15 protein-coding genes are annotated in these 15878 nt (G+C 71.2%); 6 read left to right on the top strand and 9 right to left on the bottom strand.

The window, feature by feature from the left end:
- Positions 1–14 precede the first annotated feature (14 nt).
- The 3 genes from ACFWBQ_RS28260 to ACFWBQ_RS28250 form a co-directional block, all read right to left on the bottom strand.
- Positions 15–476, bottom strand: a complete 462-nt coding sequence (locus ACFWBQ_RS28260; RefSeq protein WP_385501355.1) for an ATP-binding protein — start codon at positions 474–476, stop codon at positions 15–17.
- A gap of 641 nt (positions 477–1117) precedes the next feature.
- Positions 1118–1648 (bottom strand): EF-hand domain-containing protein, encoded by a 531-nt coding sequence (locus ACFWBQ_RS28255; protein ID WP_385501351.1) that lies wholly within the window; start codon positions 1646–1648, stop codon positions 1118–1120.
- An 83-nt stretch (positions 1649–1731) separates the two neighbouring features.
- Positions 1732–2106, bottom strand: coding sequence for an STAS domain-containing protein (locus ACFWBQ_RS28250; RefSeq protein ID WP_385501347.1), 375 nt, complete (start codon positions 2104–2106; stop codon positions 1732–1734).
- Between the two features lie 290 nt (positions 2107–2396).
- Here ACFWBQ_RS28250 and ACFWBQ_RS28245 point away from each other — a divergent pair, with 290 nt between their 5' ends.
- Together ACFWBQ_RS28245 and ACFWBQ_RS28240 are read left to right on the top strand one after the other, a co-directional pair.
- On the top strand, positions 2397–2993 hold the full coding sequence (locus ACFWBQ_RS28245; RefSeq protein WP_385501346.1) for an RNA polymerase sigma factor: 597 nt from the start codon (positions 2397–2399) through the stop codon (positions 2991–2993).
- Complete coding sequence (locus ACFWBQ_RS28240) at positions 2990–4231, top strand: zf-HC2 domain-containing protein (protein WP_385501344.1); 1242 nt, start codon at positions 2990–2992, stop codon at positions 4229–4231. The genes ACFWBQ_RS28245 and ACFWBQ_RS28240 overlap by 4 nt, the downstream gene beginning before the upstream one ends.
- A 6-nt stretch (positions 4232–4237) precedes the next feature.
- On the opposite strand, the gene purU is transcribed toward ACFWBQ_RS28240, so the two are convergent.
- Positions 4238–5140, bottom strand: a complete 903-nt coding sequence (purU, locus tag ACFWBQ_RS28235; protein ID WP_385501342.1) for a formyltetrahydrofolate deformylase — start codon at positions 5138–5140, stop codon at positions 4238–4240.
- A gap of 28 nt (positions 5141–5168) precedes the next feature.
- Positions 5169–5615 (bottom strand): hypothetical protein, encoded by a 447-nt coding sequence (locus ACFWBQ_RS28230; RefSeq protein WP_385501597.1) that lies wholly within the window; start codon positions 5613–5615, stop codon positions 5169–5171.
- Between the two features lie 174 nt (positions 5616–5789).
- Here ACFWBQ_RS28230 and ACFWBQ_RS28225 point away from each other — a divergent pair, with 174 nt between their 5' ends.
- Entirely contained in the window at positions 5790–7061 is a 1272-nt protein-coding gene (locus ACFWBQ_RS28225; RefSeq protein WP_385501339.1) for an ABC transporter substrate-binding protein, read from the top strand.
- A gap of 54 nt (positions 7062–7115) precedes the next feature.
- Here the strand turns inward: ACFWBQ_RS28225 and ACFWBQ_RS28220 are convergent, their stop codons facing one another.
- Together ACFWBQ_RS28220 and ACFWBQ_RS28215 are read right to left on the bottom strand one after the other, a co-directional pair.
- Positions 7116–8603 (bottom strand): hypothetical protein, encoded by a 1488-nt coding sequence (locus tag ACFWBQ_RS28220; protein WP_385501337.1) that lies wholly within the window; start codon positions 8601–8603, stop codon positions 7116–7118.
- Positions 8604–8763: 160 nt separating this feature from the next.
- The gene (locus ACFWBQ_RS28215; RefSeq protein WP_385501335.1) at positions 8764–10146 is read right to left on the bottom strand and encodes a transcriptional regulator; all 1383 of its coding nucleotides are present in this window, start codon (positions 10144–10146) and stop codon (positions 8764–8766) included.
- A 255-nt stretch (positions 10147–10401) separates the two neighbouring features.
- Between ACFWBQ_RS28215 and ACFWBQ_RS28210 the strand changes: the two genes are divergently transcribed.
- The 3 genes from ACFWBQ_RS28210 to ACFWBQ_RS28200 are packed head-to-tail and all read left to right on the top strand — an operon-like array spanning position 10402 to position 13591.
- On the top strand, positions 10402–11079 hold the full coding sequence (locus ACFWBQ_RS28210) for a bifunctional DNA primase/polymerase (RefSeq protein ID WP_385501333.1): 678 nt from the start codon (positions 10402–10404) through the stop codon (positions 11077–11079).
- Between the two features lie 38 nt (positions 11080–11117).
- Positions 11118–11951, top strand: coding sequence for an ABC transporter ATP-binding protein (locus ACFWBQ_RS28205; RefSeq protein WP_385501332.1), 834 nt, complete (start codon positions 11118–11120; stop codon positions 11949–11951).
- Complete coding sequence (locus tag ACFWBQ_RS28200) at positions 11948–13591, top strand: transporter (protein ID WP_385501330.1); 1644 nt, start codon at positions 11948–11950, stop codon at positions 13589–13591. The genes ACFWBQ_RS28205 and ACFWBQ_RS28200 overlap by 4 nt, the downstream gene beginning before the upstream one ends.
- Before the next feature lie 33 nt (positions 13592–13624).
- Here the strand turns inward: ACFWBQ_RS28200 and ACFWBQ_RS28195 are convergent, their stop codons facing one another.
- Together ACFWBQ_RS28195 and ACFWBQ_RS28190 are read right to left on the bottom strand one after the other, a co-directional pair.
- Positions 13625–14518 carry an alpha/beta fold hydrolase gene (locus ACFWBQ_RS28195; protein WP_385501594.1) on the bottom strand — a complete coding sequence of 298 codons (894 nt, stop codon included), beginning with the start codon at positions 14516–14518 and terminating at the stop codon, positions 13625–13627.
- A gap of 625 nt (positions 14519–15143) precedes the next feature.
- The gene (locus tag ACFWBQ_RS28190) at positions 15144–15836 is read right to left on the bottom strand and encodes a metal-dependent transcriptional regulator (RefSeq protein ID WP_385501328.1); all 693 of its coding nucleotides are present in this window, start codon (positions 15834–15836) and stop codon (positions 15144–15146) included.
- Positions 15837–15878: the final 42 nt, after the last annotated feature.

The raw sequence follows: 15878 nt of genomic DNA, 5'->3' as shown, positions 1-15878 counted from the left end.
GGCCCCGCCGGCCATCAGAGACGGGCCCGTTGGGCGAGGTCGCCCGACTGTTCCTGGATCACCGGGACCATCACCGGGCCGCCCCGGTCGATCTCGCACCAGATCCGCTTCCCGGCGCCCTCCGGCAGCCAGCCCCAGCGGTCCGCCAGGCCGTCGACCAGCTCCAGGCCACGGCCGTTGGTGTCCTCGCCCTCGGCGTGACGCGGCTGGGGAGGACAGCAGCTGGTGTCGGCCACCTCGACCCGTACCGTGCAGGTCGATCCCGAGGAGCCGAACAGCATCCGCAGCACGGCCGGGCAGCCCGTGTGGACCACCGCGTTCGTGACGAGCTCCGAGATCAGCAGGATGAGCGTCTCCGCGAGCGGCTCATCGTCCTCCATGCCCGACCCGACCAGTCGCGACCGCGCCCATCTGCGGGCACGCCCCACCTCTGCGGGATCCGGCCCGACCTCCAGCTGAACCTGAAGCACCTGCACCGCTCACACCATCCGAACCGGCGGACACATCGCCTCGCGCCTCCTCAGGGTCACGGAACGTGACTCCCCTGCAAGACAGCATGGTTGACGTACAGTCACCGCAACAAGCGCTTCGGGCATATTCCAGCGCGAAGGAGTACGCGTGGTGCATACTGTGCGACGCACGCTGCGGAGAGTCGAACAGGAGCGCCTCGGCGCCCCGGGAGCGGACTCCCCGGCAGGCCCGGCACCGCTCCGCGGGTCGCGAGCAGGGCACCGTTCCCGGCCCGGAGTCGCCGCACGGGCCACACCCGGATCCTCCGGTTCCACAACCACTCGCATCCAACGGAGCGTACCCGAGCCGGGTGGCCGACTCCGCCCGGTGACGAGTCGTGCCGGAGCACAACCCGGTATCGGCTGCGCTGCGTCACCCCTCGTCCCACGGTCCGCGCACTCCCGCTCCGTCCCCCACCAGCTCGGACCCCCGGGCCGGCCCACCGCGGCATGACGGCAGGCTCGGCGCGAACTACTTGGGCGGTTGGGCGTGTTGAGGAAGGTCCGCGGGTCCGGACGACAGGCAGTGTCAGGGCTTCTTGTCCGGATCGTGCCGGGCTCGCAGGGCCCGGCACGCACCCTGATCCGGCCTGATCCGAACGAAGACCCTAGGCGTCCGGCTCGATCACGGTGAAGTACGCCGAGAACGCGGCCACCGCGTCCGATTCGGCGATCCGGCCGTCCCCGTCGGCGTCCAGGCTCCGGGCCGCGAGGCCCGCGACGTCGTCCTCGGCGCCCAGGACCCGCAGGGCCCGCTCCACGGCCGCCACAGGGGCGGACGCCGAGCCGTCGGGCTCCGCGCCGTCGGCGACGACGATCGCCGCACGCAGGAACGGGCGGGCGATCTCCGCGAAGCGCTCGGGGTTGTCGCGCAGCCGCTTCACGGCCCCGCCCACGAACTCCTCACGGGTGACGCGCTGGTCCCCGTCCACATCGGCGATGCCCGCCATGCCCTGCCAGAAGGCCTCTGCGCCCGTATAGAGGGCCTGACCCTTGTCGCAGCGGGCCGTCGTACCGAATTCGGTGAGAAGACGGGATGCTGCGGCGTTGAAATCGGCGCGATCGATGTAGCCGTTGCCGTCCTGGTCAAAGGCGGCGAAGCGGTGCGCGATCTTGCGCTCGTACTCTGCGCTGTCCATGCGGGGAGCGTACGACGCCGAACGGCGTCACGTGTCACTAAAAGCCCCCTACCGGTGTTACAACCTGGTCTTAACTCAGGGGGTCACGCAGTGAGGGGCCGGGACTCCTCGTCCGTGGCGGACTCCGCGTCGGGGTAGACCTCGAAGAGCCGGCGCACCCCCAGCGCGCCGAGCACCTTGTTGACGTGCGAGCCGTCCTCCGCGCCCCTGGCCGGGAGGATGAGCCGCAGCCGGCCCCCGCAGGACTTCATCAGGCGGCGCGAGGCGATCAGCACACTGACACCGCTGGAGTCGCAGAAGAAGACGCCCGAGAGGTCGAGGACCACGTCGTGCTGCCCCTCGGCCACCGCCCCGTGGACGGACTGGCGTACGACGGGTGAGGTCACCAGATCGAGTTCACCCCGGATCCGCAACACGGTCCACTCGCCCTGCTCGGTCTCGTCCACCTTCAGCGTCACGCGACTGGGCCTCTCGTTCCGGGGGATCCCGAGGATGCGGAAGTTTCCGTTCCTCCTCGCGGCTGCCCCCGTCGGACGCCCGTGAAACACCGGCCTGGTCACCGGGCCGGCAAAGGTTTCATCCAGAAATGATCACTTGAAGTCCGTTTACCCGGCCAGGAAACGGCAACGCGTGAGCTATTCCTTATCATCCGGCGCCACTCGAGGGACGTACTTGGTGGAAAGGTGCGTGCACGGCCGAGAGCGCCGACTACATTCGACGTGACGAGGGGCACAGGGCTGGGGGCTCGATGGCGAAGGACGCACCACCCCGCTGGGACCGCCGGATGCAACAGCGGCTGGCGCGCGGCGAGGCGGCGGCTCTCGGCGAGCTGTACGACCGGTTCGCCGCGCTCGTCCACAGCCAGGCCCACCGCATGCTCGACGACGAGGACGCCGCGGACGTGGTGACCCGCGAGGTCTTCGGCTACGTCTGGGAGAACCCCGGCGCGTACGACCCCAAACAGGGCTCGATGAGGTCCTGGGTGACCCGGCTCACCCATCACCGGTCCGTGCAGTGGCTGCGCAGGGCACACACCGGGGCCGGCGCGGACAGCGAGGACAGCGAGGACGACACCCTGTCCTCGGAGGAGCTGGAGCACCGGGTGCGCAGGGCCACGGCCGCGGCCCGCGCCGACTACATCGTCGCGTCGATGCCCGCGCCGCTGCGCGCCGCGCTGGAGCTCGCGTACATCCAGCGCCGGGACTACCGGCAGGCCGCGGCCGACCTCGGCGTCACCGGTGACGAGGCCCGGCGGCGGCTGCGCCTGGGACTGCAGCTGCTCTCCACCGCGAACACCCGCCCGCTGGAAGGGTTCTCGCCACCCGGATACGGACGGGCGCTATGACCGGGGGCACCGGCGGAAACGGCGGAAACGGCCAGGACGGGGAGAACCTGGGCGCGCGGCGCATACCCGGACCGCGGGCCGCCGCCGACGACAGCGACGGCCTCACGACGATGACTCCCAAGGCGCCCGGGCCCCCGGTCCTCTCCCACAAGGTGCTCAAGTCCCTTCTCGGGGCCTGGGCCCTGGCTGCCTGTTCGGCCGAGGAGACCGCGGCGGTCGAGGACCACCTCACGGCGTGCGCCCCCTGCGCGGACGAGGCGCTGCGGCTGCGTGACGCCGTGGGGCTCCTGCACAGCGACGTCAGTCTGGACCTGGATCCCATGCTCCGGGCGAGAGTCCTGGAGGGCTGCCTGGGCCGCCGCCCGGCGAAGATTCCGGTCCCGGCCTGGGCTGCTCCGTACGACGCGGAGACCGCCAGGCTCGACGCCCTGCTCCGGGACATCGGCGACTCCGAGTGGCACGCACCGGTCCGGCTGAAGTGGTTCGAGGGTGAGCGGCAGGTCAACCGCAAGACGACGGTCGCCGGGGTGATCGGCCATTTGATGGCCGTGGACGGCCTCGTCTCCACGGCTCTCGGCCTCGACGACCCGCTCGGAAGCGGTGTGAAGCCCCTGTCGCCGACCGAGCGCACCGAAACGTATTGGTCAGCCGCTTTCAGGCCGCCCACACGGGCCGTGCGGGAACCCTGGCGCGACCAGAGCCACACCCTCATCCGTACGGTGTCCTTCGCCGGCCGCGGGTTCGCGGAGCAGTCCGTTCCGTACGGGGACTTCGCTCTTCCGCTGCAGGACTCCCTCCTGGAACGGGCCTTCGAGTGCTGGGTGCACGGCGGCGACATCGCGGACGCGGTGGACTACCCGTACGAGCCGCCCGCCGCCGCCCACCTCCACCGGATGATCGACCTGGCCGCCCGGCTGCTGCCCGCCACGCTCGCCGGGCGCCGCCGCGCGGGGCTGGCCGCGCCCGCCCGGCAGCTGGTCACGGCCGGGTCCCCGGGCCGGTCCCTCCACCTGGAGGTCGAGGGCCGGGGCGGTGGCAACTGGTACATCGCGCTGGACTCACCGGCCGCCGTCGGCTCCCCCGACCACACGGTCGCGCAGGTCGCACTCGACGGCGTGGAGTTCTGCCGGCTGGTCGCCGGACATGTCCCGCCGGTGGAAGCCGCGGCCGGGCAGGAGGGCGACCGCGAGGCGATCCGCGACGTCCTGTTCGCCGCGGCCTCCCTCAGCCGGCTGTGAACCCCGTTACGCGAAGACCACCGTACGGCGGCCGTTGAGCAGGATGCGCCGCTCCGCGTGCCACTTGACCGCGCGCGCCAGCGCCTGGCACTCCACATCGCGCCCGATGGCGACGAGCTGGTCGGGCGTGACACCGTGCCCCGCGCGCTCGACCTCCTGCTCGATGATCGGCCCCTCGTCGAGGTCGGCGGTCACATAGTGCGCCGTCGCACCGATCAGCTTCACGCCGCGCGCATGGGCCTGGTGGTACGGCTTCGCACCCTTGAAGCTCGGCAGGAAGGAGTGGTGGATGTTGATGATCCGGCCGCTCAGCTGCTTGCAGAGATCGTCGGAGAGCACCTGCATGTAGCGGGCCAGGACGACCAGCTCGACGTTCTCGCCGCGCACGAGCTCGAGCAACTGCGCCTCGGCGTCCGCCTTGTTCTCCCTGGACACGGGGATGTGCCGGAACGGAACGCCGTACGAGGCGACGAGCTCGGCGAAGTCCGTGTGGTTGGAGACGACGGCCACGATCTCGACCGGCAGCGCCCCCATGCCGGACCGGAAGAGCAGGTCGTTGAGGCAGTGCCCGAACTTGCTGACCATCAGCACGACCCGCATCCGGTCGGAGGAGCGGTGTATCTGCCAGTCCATCCGGAACGAGTCCCCGATCGCGGCGAAACTGGCCCGCAGCTTGTCCACGTTCACCGTGACGTCCGCGGAGAAGTGGACCCGCATGAAGAAGAGACCGGTGTCGTGGTCGCCGAACTGCTGGCTGTCCTCGATATTGCAGCCGGTCATGAAGAGATAGCTCGACACGGCGTGCACGATGCCCTGTTTGTCGGGGCACGAGAGTGTGAGGACGTACTGCTCGGCGGAAGCGTCCGGGACAGCGGCGGGGAAGGATTCGGCAGGCTGCGGCACGGTCATGCCCGTAGGGTGCCACACCCTCCCCGGGTCAGACCGATCTGGTCATGATGCGGAGCACGTCCAGGGAGCGCGGTGGAATGTCCGGATCCTCCGCATCGTTGGTGGCGAGCATCACATGGGCTTCGCGAGCGGCCGCGACAGCCTCCGGCCAGCCCTGGTGCTCCAGATAGACGGGGACGGGAGCGTCCGCGCCGACCTGGTGCATGATGCGCAGCACCCGCAGCGCGGCGACGTCCACGAGCGCGGCCTCGGCCGAGTCGCGGAAGATCGTCCCGACGTACTTCTCGGCGGACCAGTTGTCCAGCCAGGTGTCCTCGACCAGGCGGTACACGGCGTCGGTGACGTCGCCGTACCCTTCCCGGCCGGCCAGCCAGCACTCGTGGTGGAAGACGGGGTCGGAGAGCATGTGCAGCGCCGAGCGCACATTGCAGCGCCAGCGCCACCACGGCATGTCATTGAGCGGCATGTCGCCCATGGTGGAGGAGCGACGGCCGCGACGGGAAGTGTTCTCCGAACCTTGCTGCACGGTTGTCGATCGTACGTTCCCTCGGCCCGTGTGCACACAGCCCCCTGCAATTCACCTTCACGTCACCGAGCGTTGAGCAGAGCACACTGCAGCGTTACCCGTGAGGCGGAAAAGTTCATTCCCATGACCGGACGGCGACGCCTCACCTCCCCCCGCCCCTACAAAATCCTCACGTGTACGGCGGCGGCAGGGGCGCTGCTGATATCCGGCTGCGGTGTCATCCCTGGAGTCCCGGGGGGCTCCAGGGAGCCCGTCACCGTCATGACCTGGGCCCCCGACACGGCCGCGGCCGACTCGGTGAACATGGCGGGCATGCCGGCCATGGCCAGGACCTACGCCCGCTGGATCAACGAGCAGGGCGGGATCGACGGGCACGAGCTGCGGGTGATCACCTGCAACGAGGGCGACACCTCGCGCGGCGCGGCAAAGTGCGCCCGGCGCGCGGTCGAGGAGAACTCGGTCGCGGTCGTCGGCTCGTACAGCAGGTACGGCCGGTCCTTCCTTGCCCCCCTGGAGGCGGCCGGGATTCCGTACATCGGCGGTTACGGGGCCTCGGCTGACGAATTCGTCAGCTATCTCTCCTACCCGGTCAACGGCGGCCAGTCGGCCCTGCTCGCGGGCAACGGGAAGCAGCTGGCGGACACCTGCGAGGAGGTGTCGCTCGTGCGGCCGGACACGCTGATCGGTGACGGCATGCCGTCGCTCCTCGACGTGAGCCTCACCAAGGCCGACCGCCCCGCGTCCTACGACATCAGGGCGCCCGAGGAGGCCACGTCGTACGACTCGCAGGCGTCCAAGGCGCTGCAGAAGGCCGGCGACGGCTGTGTGACCGCGGTGCTGGGCAAGCGCACGGAGACGTTCTTCGACTCGTTCCGGCGCCTCGAGCCGGAGGACAGCAAGGTCCGCATCTCGTCCGTGCTCGGCAGCGTCGGGCAGCCGCTCATCGACCGTACGGGCGGCCGGAACAGCCCGTTCGAGGGCGCGTACGTCACCGGCTGGTACCCGGACTCGCGCGATGCCCGCTGGGGCGAGATGCGTCAGGTGATCAGGAAGTACGCGTTCGGCGACAACCGGGTCGACCCCGAGGACACCGGCGTGCAGACGACGTGGATCGCGTACACCGCGCTCAGGAAGGTCATCGAGGCGATCGACCGACCGGAGATCACGGCGATCGGCATCGCGGTCAGCCTCAACCGCGGCGCCGAGGTGGACACCGGTGGCCTGACACCGGTCCTGCGCTGGCGCTGGGAGGACATGCTCGGCTCGCCCGAGTATCCGCGCATCGTCAACGGGCAGGTGACGTTCCAGGTGGTGCGGGAAGGGCGGCTGGTCGCCCAGAAGAAGGGCTTCGTGGACGTCACGGAGACCTTGCTGGACGCCCGCCTCATGTACTGACGCACGGCCGGGGCCCCGGCCCCGGCCGGAAACCGGGGCCCGGGGCTCCTGCCCTCAGAGCTGGGTGGGGGCGCGCTTGGTCAGGCTGTACTTCTGGGCGATGGAGTTCCACAGCCCCGAGGCCTTCCGCTTCGCCGCGGTGGCCTCACCGCTGGACGCCTCGGCCCTGGCCGTCGCGTCGGTCGACCTGGCCCTGCCGCCCTTGCAGACCTTCTTGTCGTTCTTCGCCTGGCCGGCCCACGCGGCGTAGTGGTCATCGGCCTCGGCGGAGGCCTGCCAGGCCTTGGTCAGCGAGGACTTCAGCTCCGCGTGGCCCGGCAGCTGGTCGACGGAGAGCCCTTCGAGGCGGGTCACCAGATCGCGGCGCTGCGCGGCGGCGCCCTGGAGATCGGTGGCCGCCTGGTCCAGCGCCCGGCAGCTCTTGATCTTCTCCACGGCGCTGATCACCGCCGAGCGGCTGTTGTTGCTGTCGGCGAGCAGCTTGTCCAGCGCCCCGGCCTGCGGCTCCGCGGGGTCGGCCGCCTTGGCGGTCGGATCCCCGGTGGGTGAACTCTGAGCGGCCACCGGCTGCTTGTCGTCCTTGGCACCCTCGTCGCCGCCGCTCATCAGCGCACCCGAACCGAGCCCGATGACGGCACAGCCGACGACGACCGCGGCGATCAGCGGAATGTGCGAGGACCGTCCGCGCTGCGCCCCGCGCCCCTGGTGCTCCGGCGGCTCCTGCGCGCCCTGGAGCCCCTGCAGGCCCGACGCGAAGGGCTGTGGTGCCTGCGGCGGCTGCGGCTGCCCGTGCGCGCCCTGGTAGGGCTGCCCGGGCTGCTGGCGGCGCGGCTGCTGCTGCCCGGAGTCGAAGCGGGGCATCTGCTGGGTGGCGCCCGCGGGCTCCTCGCTGCGGAACAGGCTGTCGAACTCGGCGGGCGGCTGCCGGTCGCCCGGGGCCCCGGGCCGTATGCCGTACGGGGCGCCGCCGGGCACCGGCGGTATGTACTGGGTCGCGTCCGCGTCGCCCGCCTGGGCGGGCTGGGACGTCTGCCCCAGGTACTGGGTGGGCTCGGGCGGCAGCCCGCCGGGACCGGGCCCCCCGGGAACGGGCGCGATGTACTGCGTGGCGTCCGCGTCCCCGACCGTCCCCGCCCCGGGTGCCGCCTCGGGCGGCAGGGGCTGGGCGTACGGCTGCTGGTACGGGTCCTGCTGGTACGGGTCCTGCCGGTACGGGTCCTGCACGTGCGCATACGGGTCCTGCGGGGAGGCGTACGGCTGCTGCTGGGGCTGGTACGGCCCGTGCTGCGGCGCGTACGCACCCGGCTGGGGCTGCTCCGGCGGGAGCTGTCCCGGGGCCAGGCCGTCCTGGTGCGCGGCCTGCGGCCCCCAGGGCCCGCCCCACGGCTGCCCGCCCGCGGGGGCGGCCTGGTCGGCCGCCGGCCCTCCTGCGGGCCCTCCTGCGGCCCAGGGGGCACCGCCCTCTGCGGGCAGCACGACACCTTCGTGCGCGGGCCGTACAGCAGGAAGCTGCCGCTCGTCACCCTGTCCGCTCTGCGTCACCGGGACTCCTACGTGTGAACCTATGGAATCGTCGGCTCACGCTATCGGGTGGCTGCCGCCCCACGCCAAGCGCCCAGGAGCGCTCACCACCCCTTCACACAGCCCGTAACACGCAGCCCGCCTCCGGCGCTGTTCATGGTCAACTCGCAGAAGCGGCAGCTCAGGCGGCCTGAAGCTCCATCCGGGCGCCGAACTCCCGGACCGCGGGCGTCTCTCCGTACGGCTCGAGCCGCTGCTGGAGGTCATCGAGATATTCGGCACCCCGGCTGGAGCGCACCGTCCCCAGCAGCTCCATCGCCCGCAACCCCGTGTGGCACGCCTGCTCCACCTCGCGCTGCTGCACCTGCGCGGTGGCCAGCAGCACCAGCCCGATCCCGCGGCGGCGAATCCGGGACTCGGGGAGGGCCGCGAGGGCCTCCTTCGCCCGGCGCGCGGCCGGCTCCGCCTGCCCGAGGTCGCGGTGACAGTGCGCCAGCTCGTCCGCGAGGTAGCCCGCGTCGAAGTGGGCGATCCAGGACGGGTCGTCGCCCTTGCCCGGGTCGGCCTGCTCCAGCGCCGTCAACGCGCGGCCCGCCACCACCTGGCAGGTACGGGCATCCCCCATCAGCGCGTGCCCCCTGGCCTCCGCCGCGTGGAACATCGCCTCCGCGCGCGGGGTCACCCGGCCCCGCGCGCCCTCCTGTGCGGCCCGGGCCAGCTGCGCGATCTCGCGCGGATTGCCGAGCTGGGCCGCGAGATGGCTCATCGACGCGGCCAGCACGTAGCCGCCGTACGCCCGGTCGCCCGCGGCCTGGGCGAGGCGCAGCGCCTGGATGTAGTACCGCTGGGCCAGCCCCGGCTGACCGGTGTCGATGGCCATGTACCCGGCCAGTTCGGTGAGCCGGGCGGCCGCGCCGAACAGCTCACGGCCGACGGACTCGCGATACGACCCCGAAAGGAGCCCCGACACCACGCTGTTGAGGTAATGCACCAGGACGGGCCGCACATGCCCGCTGCCGAACCGGTGGTCCAGGTCGACGAGCGCGGCCGTCATCGCCCGCACCGCCTCCACGTCCGGCATGCCCACCCGGGCCCCCGCCGTCCGCGCCACCTGCGGGTCGGCGCCCGTGATCAGCCAGTCGCGGCTCGGCTCGACCAGCGCGGAGGCGGCCACGGCCGACCCGGACAGCAGATCCCGGCGCCCCACGTCGCTGCGCCACAGCTCGCAGACCTGCTCGATCGCGCCGAGCACGGTGGGCGCGAACTGCAGGCCGACACCCGAGGCCAGGTTCTTTCCGTTGGCCATGCCGATCTCGTCGATCGTGACCGTACGGCCGAGCTTGCGGCCGAGCGCCTCGGCGATGATTCCCGGTGCCCTGCCCCGCGGTTGCTGTCCGCGCAGCCAGCGGGCCACGGAGGTCTTGTCGTAGCGGAGGTCGAGTCCGCGCTCCGTCCCGACCATGTTGACGCGACGTGCGAGGCCCGCGTTGGAACAGGCGGCTTCCTGGATGAGCGTCTGAAGCCGTTCGTTCGGCTGACGGGCGACGAGAGGCCTGGCTGCCATATTTCCCCCTGAGACCGCAGTGATCAATGAAGGGATCACTGCCCGGCACATACACAAGAAATGCGCATATTCATCTGCATTGGGTACGAGCAGTAGCGAGTTGGCACAGTCGTGCAAGTGGTTACCCGCGTATCGGTGCACTGCCTCACGCGCGCCCCCACCCGTGCATCCGTGCGCCCCACATGCAGGATCGATCCGGCGTGTCCCACTGCCCCACGCCCGTAACCCCAGGTGGCGGCGGTAGTTGTGTTCATCGTGGAAAAGACCATTGGAGTGACGGAAGCCGCGCAGGTACCTCAACAGCGTGGTGAGCAGCTGCTCGACGCCGCAGCGCGGTACGCGGAGGAGCGGCACTGGGACGTGTTCCCCGGCACCTGGCTCGAAACGGTGGACGGGAGGGAACGCTGCTCGTGCGGCGAGGCCGGCTGCGCCTCCCCCGGAGCGCACCCCACCCGGCCGGACTGGGCCGGGCAGGCGACCGGCAGCGCCGCCGCCGCACGCCGGATGTGGGCCGAACACCCCAAGTCCTCGGTGCTCCTGCCGACGGGGCGCGCCTTCGACGTGCTCGACGCCCCGGAGTCCGCCGGTTTCCTGGCACTGGCCCGGATGGAGCGGATGGGTCTCACGCTCGGCCCGGTGACCTGCACCCCCGACCGCCGGATGCTCTTCTTCGTTCTGCCCGGTGCAGCGGTGAAGGCACCCGACGCCGTCGGGCACCTGGGCTGGGATGCCGCCGCGATCGACCTGGTGGGCCGCGGTGAGGGCCAGTACGTGGCCGGACCGCCGACCCGTGTCGGCGGGCGCGGTGCCGTGCAGTGGGCCCGCCGCCCGACCCGCACCAACCGGTGGCTGCCCGACGCGACGGAGCTCATCAGCCCGCTCGCCTACGCCTGCGCGCGGGAGGCGGCCGACGCCAGGACGCGCCTTTCGTAGGGTGGCCCCCACGAGCGGGGATACCGAAAGGCAGTGCCATGCCGGACCAGGCGGACGCGGACAGCGGAACCGTAACGGACAACGCGGACATCTCTGACGCGGTGGGGGCGCCCGCCGTGCGGGTGCAGGGGCTCTGGAAGCGGTTCGGAGAACAGGTGGCGGTCTCCGGGATCGATCTGGAGCTGCCCGCAGGCAAGTTCGTCGGCCTGGTGGGCCCCAACGGCGCGGGCAAGACCACGACGCTCTCGATGGTGACCGGACTGCTCAGGCCGGACATGGGGAAGATCGAGATCGGCGGGCACGACGTCTGGCGGGACCCGGTCGCGGTGAAGGCCAGGATCGGGGTGCTCCCGGAGGGGCTGCGGCTCTTCGAGCGGCTCTCGGGGCGCGAACTTCTCGCGTACACCGGGCGGTTGCGCGGCCTGCCCGGCACCGAGGTCGACAAACGGGCCACCCAGCTGCTCGACGTGCTCGATCTGGCGGGCGCGCAGCACAAACTGGTCGTGGACTACTCGACCGGGATGCGCAAGAAGATCGGCTTGGCGGCCGCGCTGCTGCACAACCCCGAAGTCCTCTTCCTCGACGAGCCGTTCGAGGGCGTCGACCCCGTGTCGGCGCAGACCATTCGCGGGGTGCTGGAGCGGTACACGCGCTCCGGCGCGACGGTCGTCTTCTCCAGCCATGTGATGGAGCTCGTCGAGTCGCTCTGCGACTGGGTGGCCGTCATGGCGGCGGGCCGGATCCGGGCCCACGGCACGCTGGCCGAGGTGCGCGGCGACGCGTCCTCGCTGCAGGACGCCTTCCTCGAACTGGTCGGCGCGGGCAGCCGGGACACCGGGGAGTCCCTGGACTGGCTGGGCGGCACCCGATGACCGTGCTCGACACCCCTGTGGGGCCCCCCGTTGCGGCCGTCGGGGGTTACAGCCTCGTCCCCGTCTTCGTACGGCTCAAGCTGACGTTGCTGCGCAACGGTCTGCGCCAGTCGTCCGGGCGGCGGGCCGCCTATGTCGCGTCCCTCGTCGTCACCGTGCTGCTCGCCGTGGGCCAGGTGATCGGGTTGGTCGCGCTGCGCGGCCATGCCCAGGCGGAGACCCTCGTGGTGCTGCTGACCGCGTTGGTCGCGCTCGGCTGGGCGGTGATGCCGCTGTTCTTCCCGAGCGGCGACGAGACCCTCGACCCGAGCCGGCTGGTCATGCTTCCACTGCGGCCCCGTCCGCTGATCGGGGCGCTGCTGGTGGCCTCGCTGATCGGCATCGGACCGCTCTTCACGCTCGCCCTGGCCCTCGGCTCGGTGATAGCGGTGGCGCGGGGCGCGGCCGCGGTGGTGGCCGCAGTCATCGCCGTACCGCTGGCTCTGCTGGTCTGCGTGGCGCTGGCCCGGTCCGTCGCCACGGCCAACATCCGGCTGCTGACCTCCCGCAAGGGCCGCGATCTCGCCGTGCTCAGCGGGCTGGTGATCGGGGTGGGCATCCAGTTCGTCAACTTCGGTGCGCAGCGCCTGGGCCGGACGGGAGGGCTGTCCTCGCTCGAACCGCTCGCGGACGTGGTGCGCTGGCTGCCGCCGGCCTCGGCTCTCGGCGCGGTGGGGTCCGCGTCCGAGGGGGCCTACGGAACGGCTGTCGTGCAGTTGCTGCTCTCCGTGCTCGCACTGGGTGCGCTGGGGTGGCTGTGGCATCGGAGCCTGGCGAAGCTGATGACGTCACCGGACGGTTCCACGATCGCCGCCGCCGAGCCGTCCTCCGACCGGTCCGGAGCCGGCCGCTCCGGACTCTTCGCGCTGCTTCCCGAGGGGCGTACGGGGACGGTGATGGAGCGGAGCCTGCGGTACGTCGCACGGGACCCGAAGACCAAGGCGGCCTGGGTGACGGCACTGGCGATCGGCTTGATCGTGCCGTTGCTCAACGCGGTACAGGGGACCGGCTCGGTCTACCTCGCCTCGTTCGCGACGGGCATGCTCGGCATGCAGATGTACAACCAGTTCGGGCAGGACACCTCCGCTTTCTGGATGGTGGCGCTGTCCATCTCCTCCACCCGGGACGCCTACCTCGAACTGCGGGCGCGGGCGCTGGCGCTGCTGGTGATCACACTGCCGTACACGGTCCTGGTGACCGCCGTGAACGCGGCGGTGCTCGGGGACTGGGCGATGCTGCCGGGGGCCATGGGGCTGTCGTTCGCCCTGCTGGGCGGGATGCTCGCGACGGGCGCCCTGGCCTCGGCGATGGTCCCGTACTCGATCCCGCAGGAGGGTGCCTTCAAGAACGTGGCGCCGGGGCAGGCGGGGCTGGCCTGGATCTCCATCCTCGGCGGGCTGGTGGCGGCCGGGCTGCTCAGCGGGCCCGTGATCGGGCTGACGATCTGGCTGCACACAGCTGATCTGCGGGACTGGCTGTGGCTGGTGCTGCCGGTGGGCGCGGTGTACGGGGCGTTCATCGGCCGGCTCGGGGTACGGCTGGCCGCGCGCCGCACGGCGGACCGGCTCCCGGAGATCCTGGCCGCGGTCAGCAAGGGCTGAGCGGCTGTCGGGGTCAGGGGCCGGCCGGTTCCGTCAGGGGCTGACCGGCTCCCTGTCGTCCCGGAAGTCCTCGGCGAGCTGCTCCAGGAACGGCTCGACCGCCGTGCGCCAGCCGTCCGGCCGGTCGTAGTGGACGAGATGGCCGGCATCGGCCACCTCCGCGTACTGCCCGCGCGGCAGGACCCGGACCATTTCCTGGGCCTCCGCCCGGCCGAGCTCGCCGTCGAGGCCGCGCAGGACGAGGGCGGGGCACCGGACCTGCGCCAGCTCCTCCCAGTGGGCGTCGTAGACCCAGGTCGCGCGGGACCGGAGCATCTGGCGGCGGGAGAAGACGGGGCGCCAGCCGTCGGACCGCTCGGCCATCACCTCGGCGAAGAACTCACCGCGGGACGGATTGGGCCGCTCCACCCAGGGATCGTCCTCGCCGAACCACTTCCGTACGTCGGAGAGGGTCGCGAAGGGGACCGGCCAGGCGTCGAACCAGTCCTCCCATTCCCGCTGCGAGGCCGCCCCGAGTGCGGAGGCCCGCATGTCGCAGATGATCAGGGCCTTGACGAGATCGGGGCGCTTGGCTGCGAGCTGCCACGCGGTGAGGGCACCCATCGAATGTCCGATGAGGGTGACGGGTGCGAGATCGAGCTGTTCGATCGCGGCCTCGGCATCGGCGACGTACGCGTCACGGGTGTACGGGCCCTCGGCCGGCTTCTCACTGCGGCCGTGCCCGCGCTGGTCGAGGCCGACGGGCCGGTGGCGCTCGGACAGCCAGCGGGCGGTGGAGGCCCAGTGCGCGGCGCGGCCCATCAGGCCGTGGAGCAATAAGATCCCGGGGGCACGGTCGGCCTCCCCGCGCCCTTTGGGCGGATCGGCGAAATCCCAGGCCGCGAGGCGTAGCCCGTCGGATCCGGTCACATCGATGCGCCGCACCATAGGTTCTGGCACCCCCTTCTGGTCCTCGATCACCGTGTGGTTCGCCTCAGCCAGACTATCGAACCTTTATTCGAAAATCGGGTTCCGACTCGTAACACCCCACGTTCGAGTGACAGCTCTCCAGGATTGACGCCCGCTGTCGCGGGGAGACCTTCTGCAGGAAGCGGACCGCTCGGGGACAGGGGTCCGTGGGGACTGACCTTGAGAGCTCGGGGCTCCAGGTCAGCGCAGGGGAGGACCAGCCCCGGCGCCCTCGGGCGCCGGGGCCTTCCGCTGTTCCTGAACAGATCGATCCGCGCTCGCACGGAGCCATCGGAGCGTGCCACCCGTGGCGTGCGGCCATCAGGGCGTCCGGGAGCACGGCTGCCACCTCCCGGTGCACATGCCAGTACGACGGGCGCATTCCCTGCTCCCTCCCCGACCGCGCGGCAGGCTCTGCCGACACCCTCAGGTCATATGCCTGGCCACAGCCTGGCACGCGATTCGCCCGGGCGCTGCGATTCCGGACGGAAAACAGAAAGCGGGCTTTACTGGTCCACTTCTGCACGTGCATCTGCATTTGCGGCTGCACCCTCGGCCGCTGCTGCCGTACCCGCCGAGGCCCTGGTGAGGCCCCGGTGAGGCTTTAGCGCTTGGCCACGAAGACGTGCGAAGCAACCTCGGAGTTCAGCTCCGCCGCCTCGCCGCTGGAACCGACCAGCACACCGCCGGGCGACTCCGTCACGCTGACCACCGAGCCGGGCTGCACGCCCGCCCGCCGCAGCGTGTACATCAGCTGGGCGTCCGTCTGGATCGGCTCACCGATCCGGCGCACCACCACGGTCTTGCCCTCCGCGCCCGGGTCGAGCTCGGACAGGCTCACCATGCCCTCGTCCAGGAACGGATCGGCCCCGGCCTGCTCGCCCAGCTCCTCCAGGCCCGGGATCGGATTCCCGTACGGAGACTCCGTCGGGTGCCGCAGCAGCTCCAGCACCCGGCGCTCCACGGCCTCACTCATCACGTGCTCCCAGCGACAGGCCTCGGCGTGGACCTGCTCCCACTCCAGGCCGATCACGTCGACGAGCAGGCACTCTGCGAGGCGGTGCTTGCGCATCACGCGCGTCGCGAGGCGGCGCCCCTCGTCGGTCAGCTCCAGATGACGGTCGCCCGCGACCTGGACGAGCCCGTCCCGCTCCATGCGCGCCACCGTCTGGCTGACCGTCGGACCGCTCTGGTCCAGCCGTTCCGCGATCCGGGCGCGCATCGGGACCACGCCCTCCTCTTCGAGCTCGAGGATGGTGCGGAGATACATCTCCGTTGTATCGATCAGTCCGGACATACGTGCCCCTCGATGCTGTGACGTGAAGTCGTCGTGCGATGG

The organism is Streptomyces sp. NPDC060035, assembly GCF_042736635.1.
In the GTDB taxonomy this organism is placed as follows: domain Bacteria; phylum Actinomycetota; class Actinomycetes; order Streptomycetales; family Streptomycetaceae; genus Streptomyces.
The sequence above is the reverse complement of the archived record's forward strand: the minus strand, read 5'-3'. Positions and strand labels throughout refer to the sequence as shown.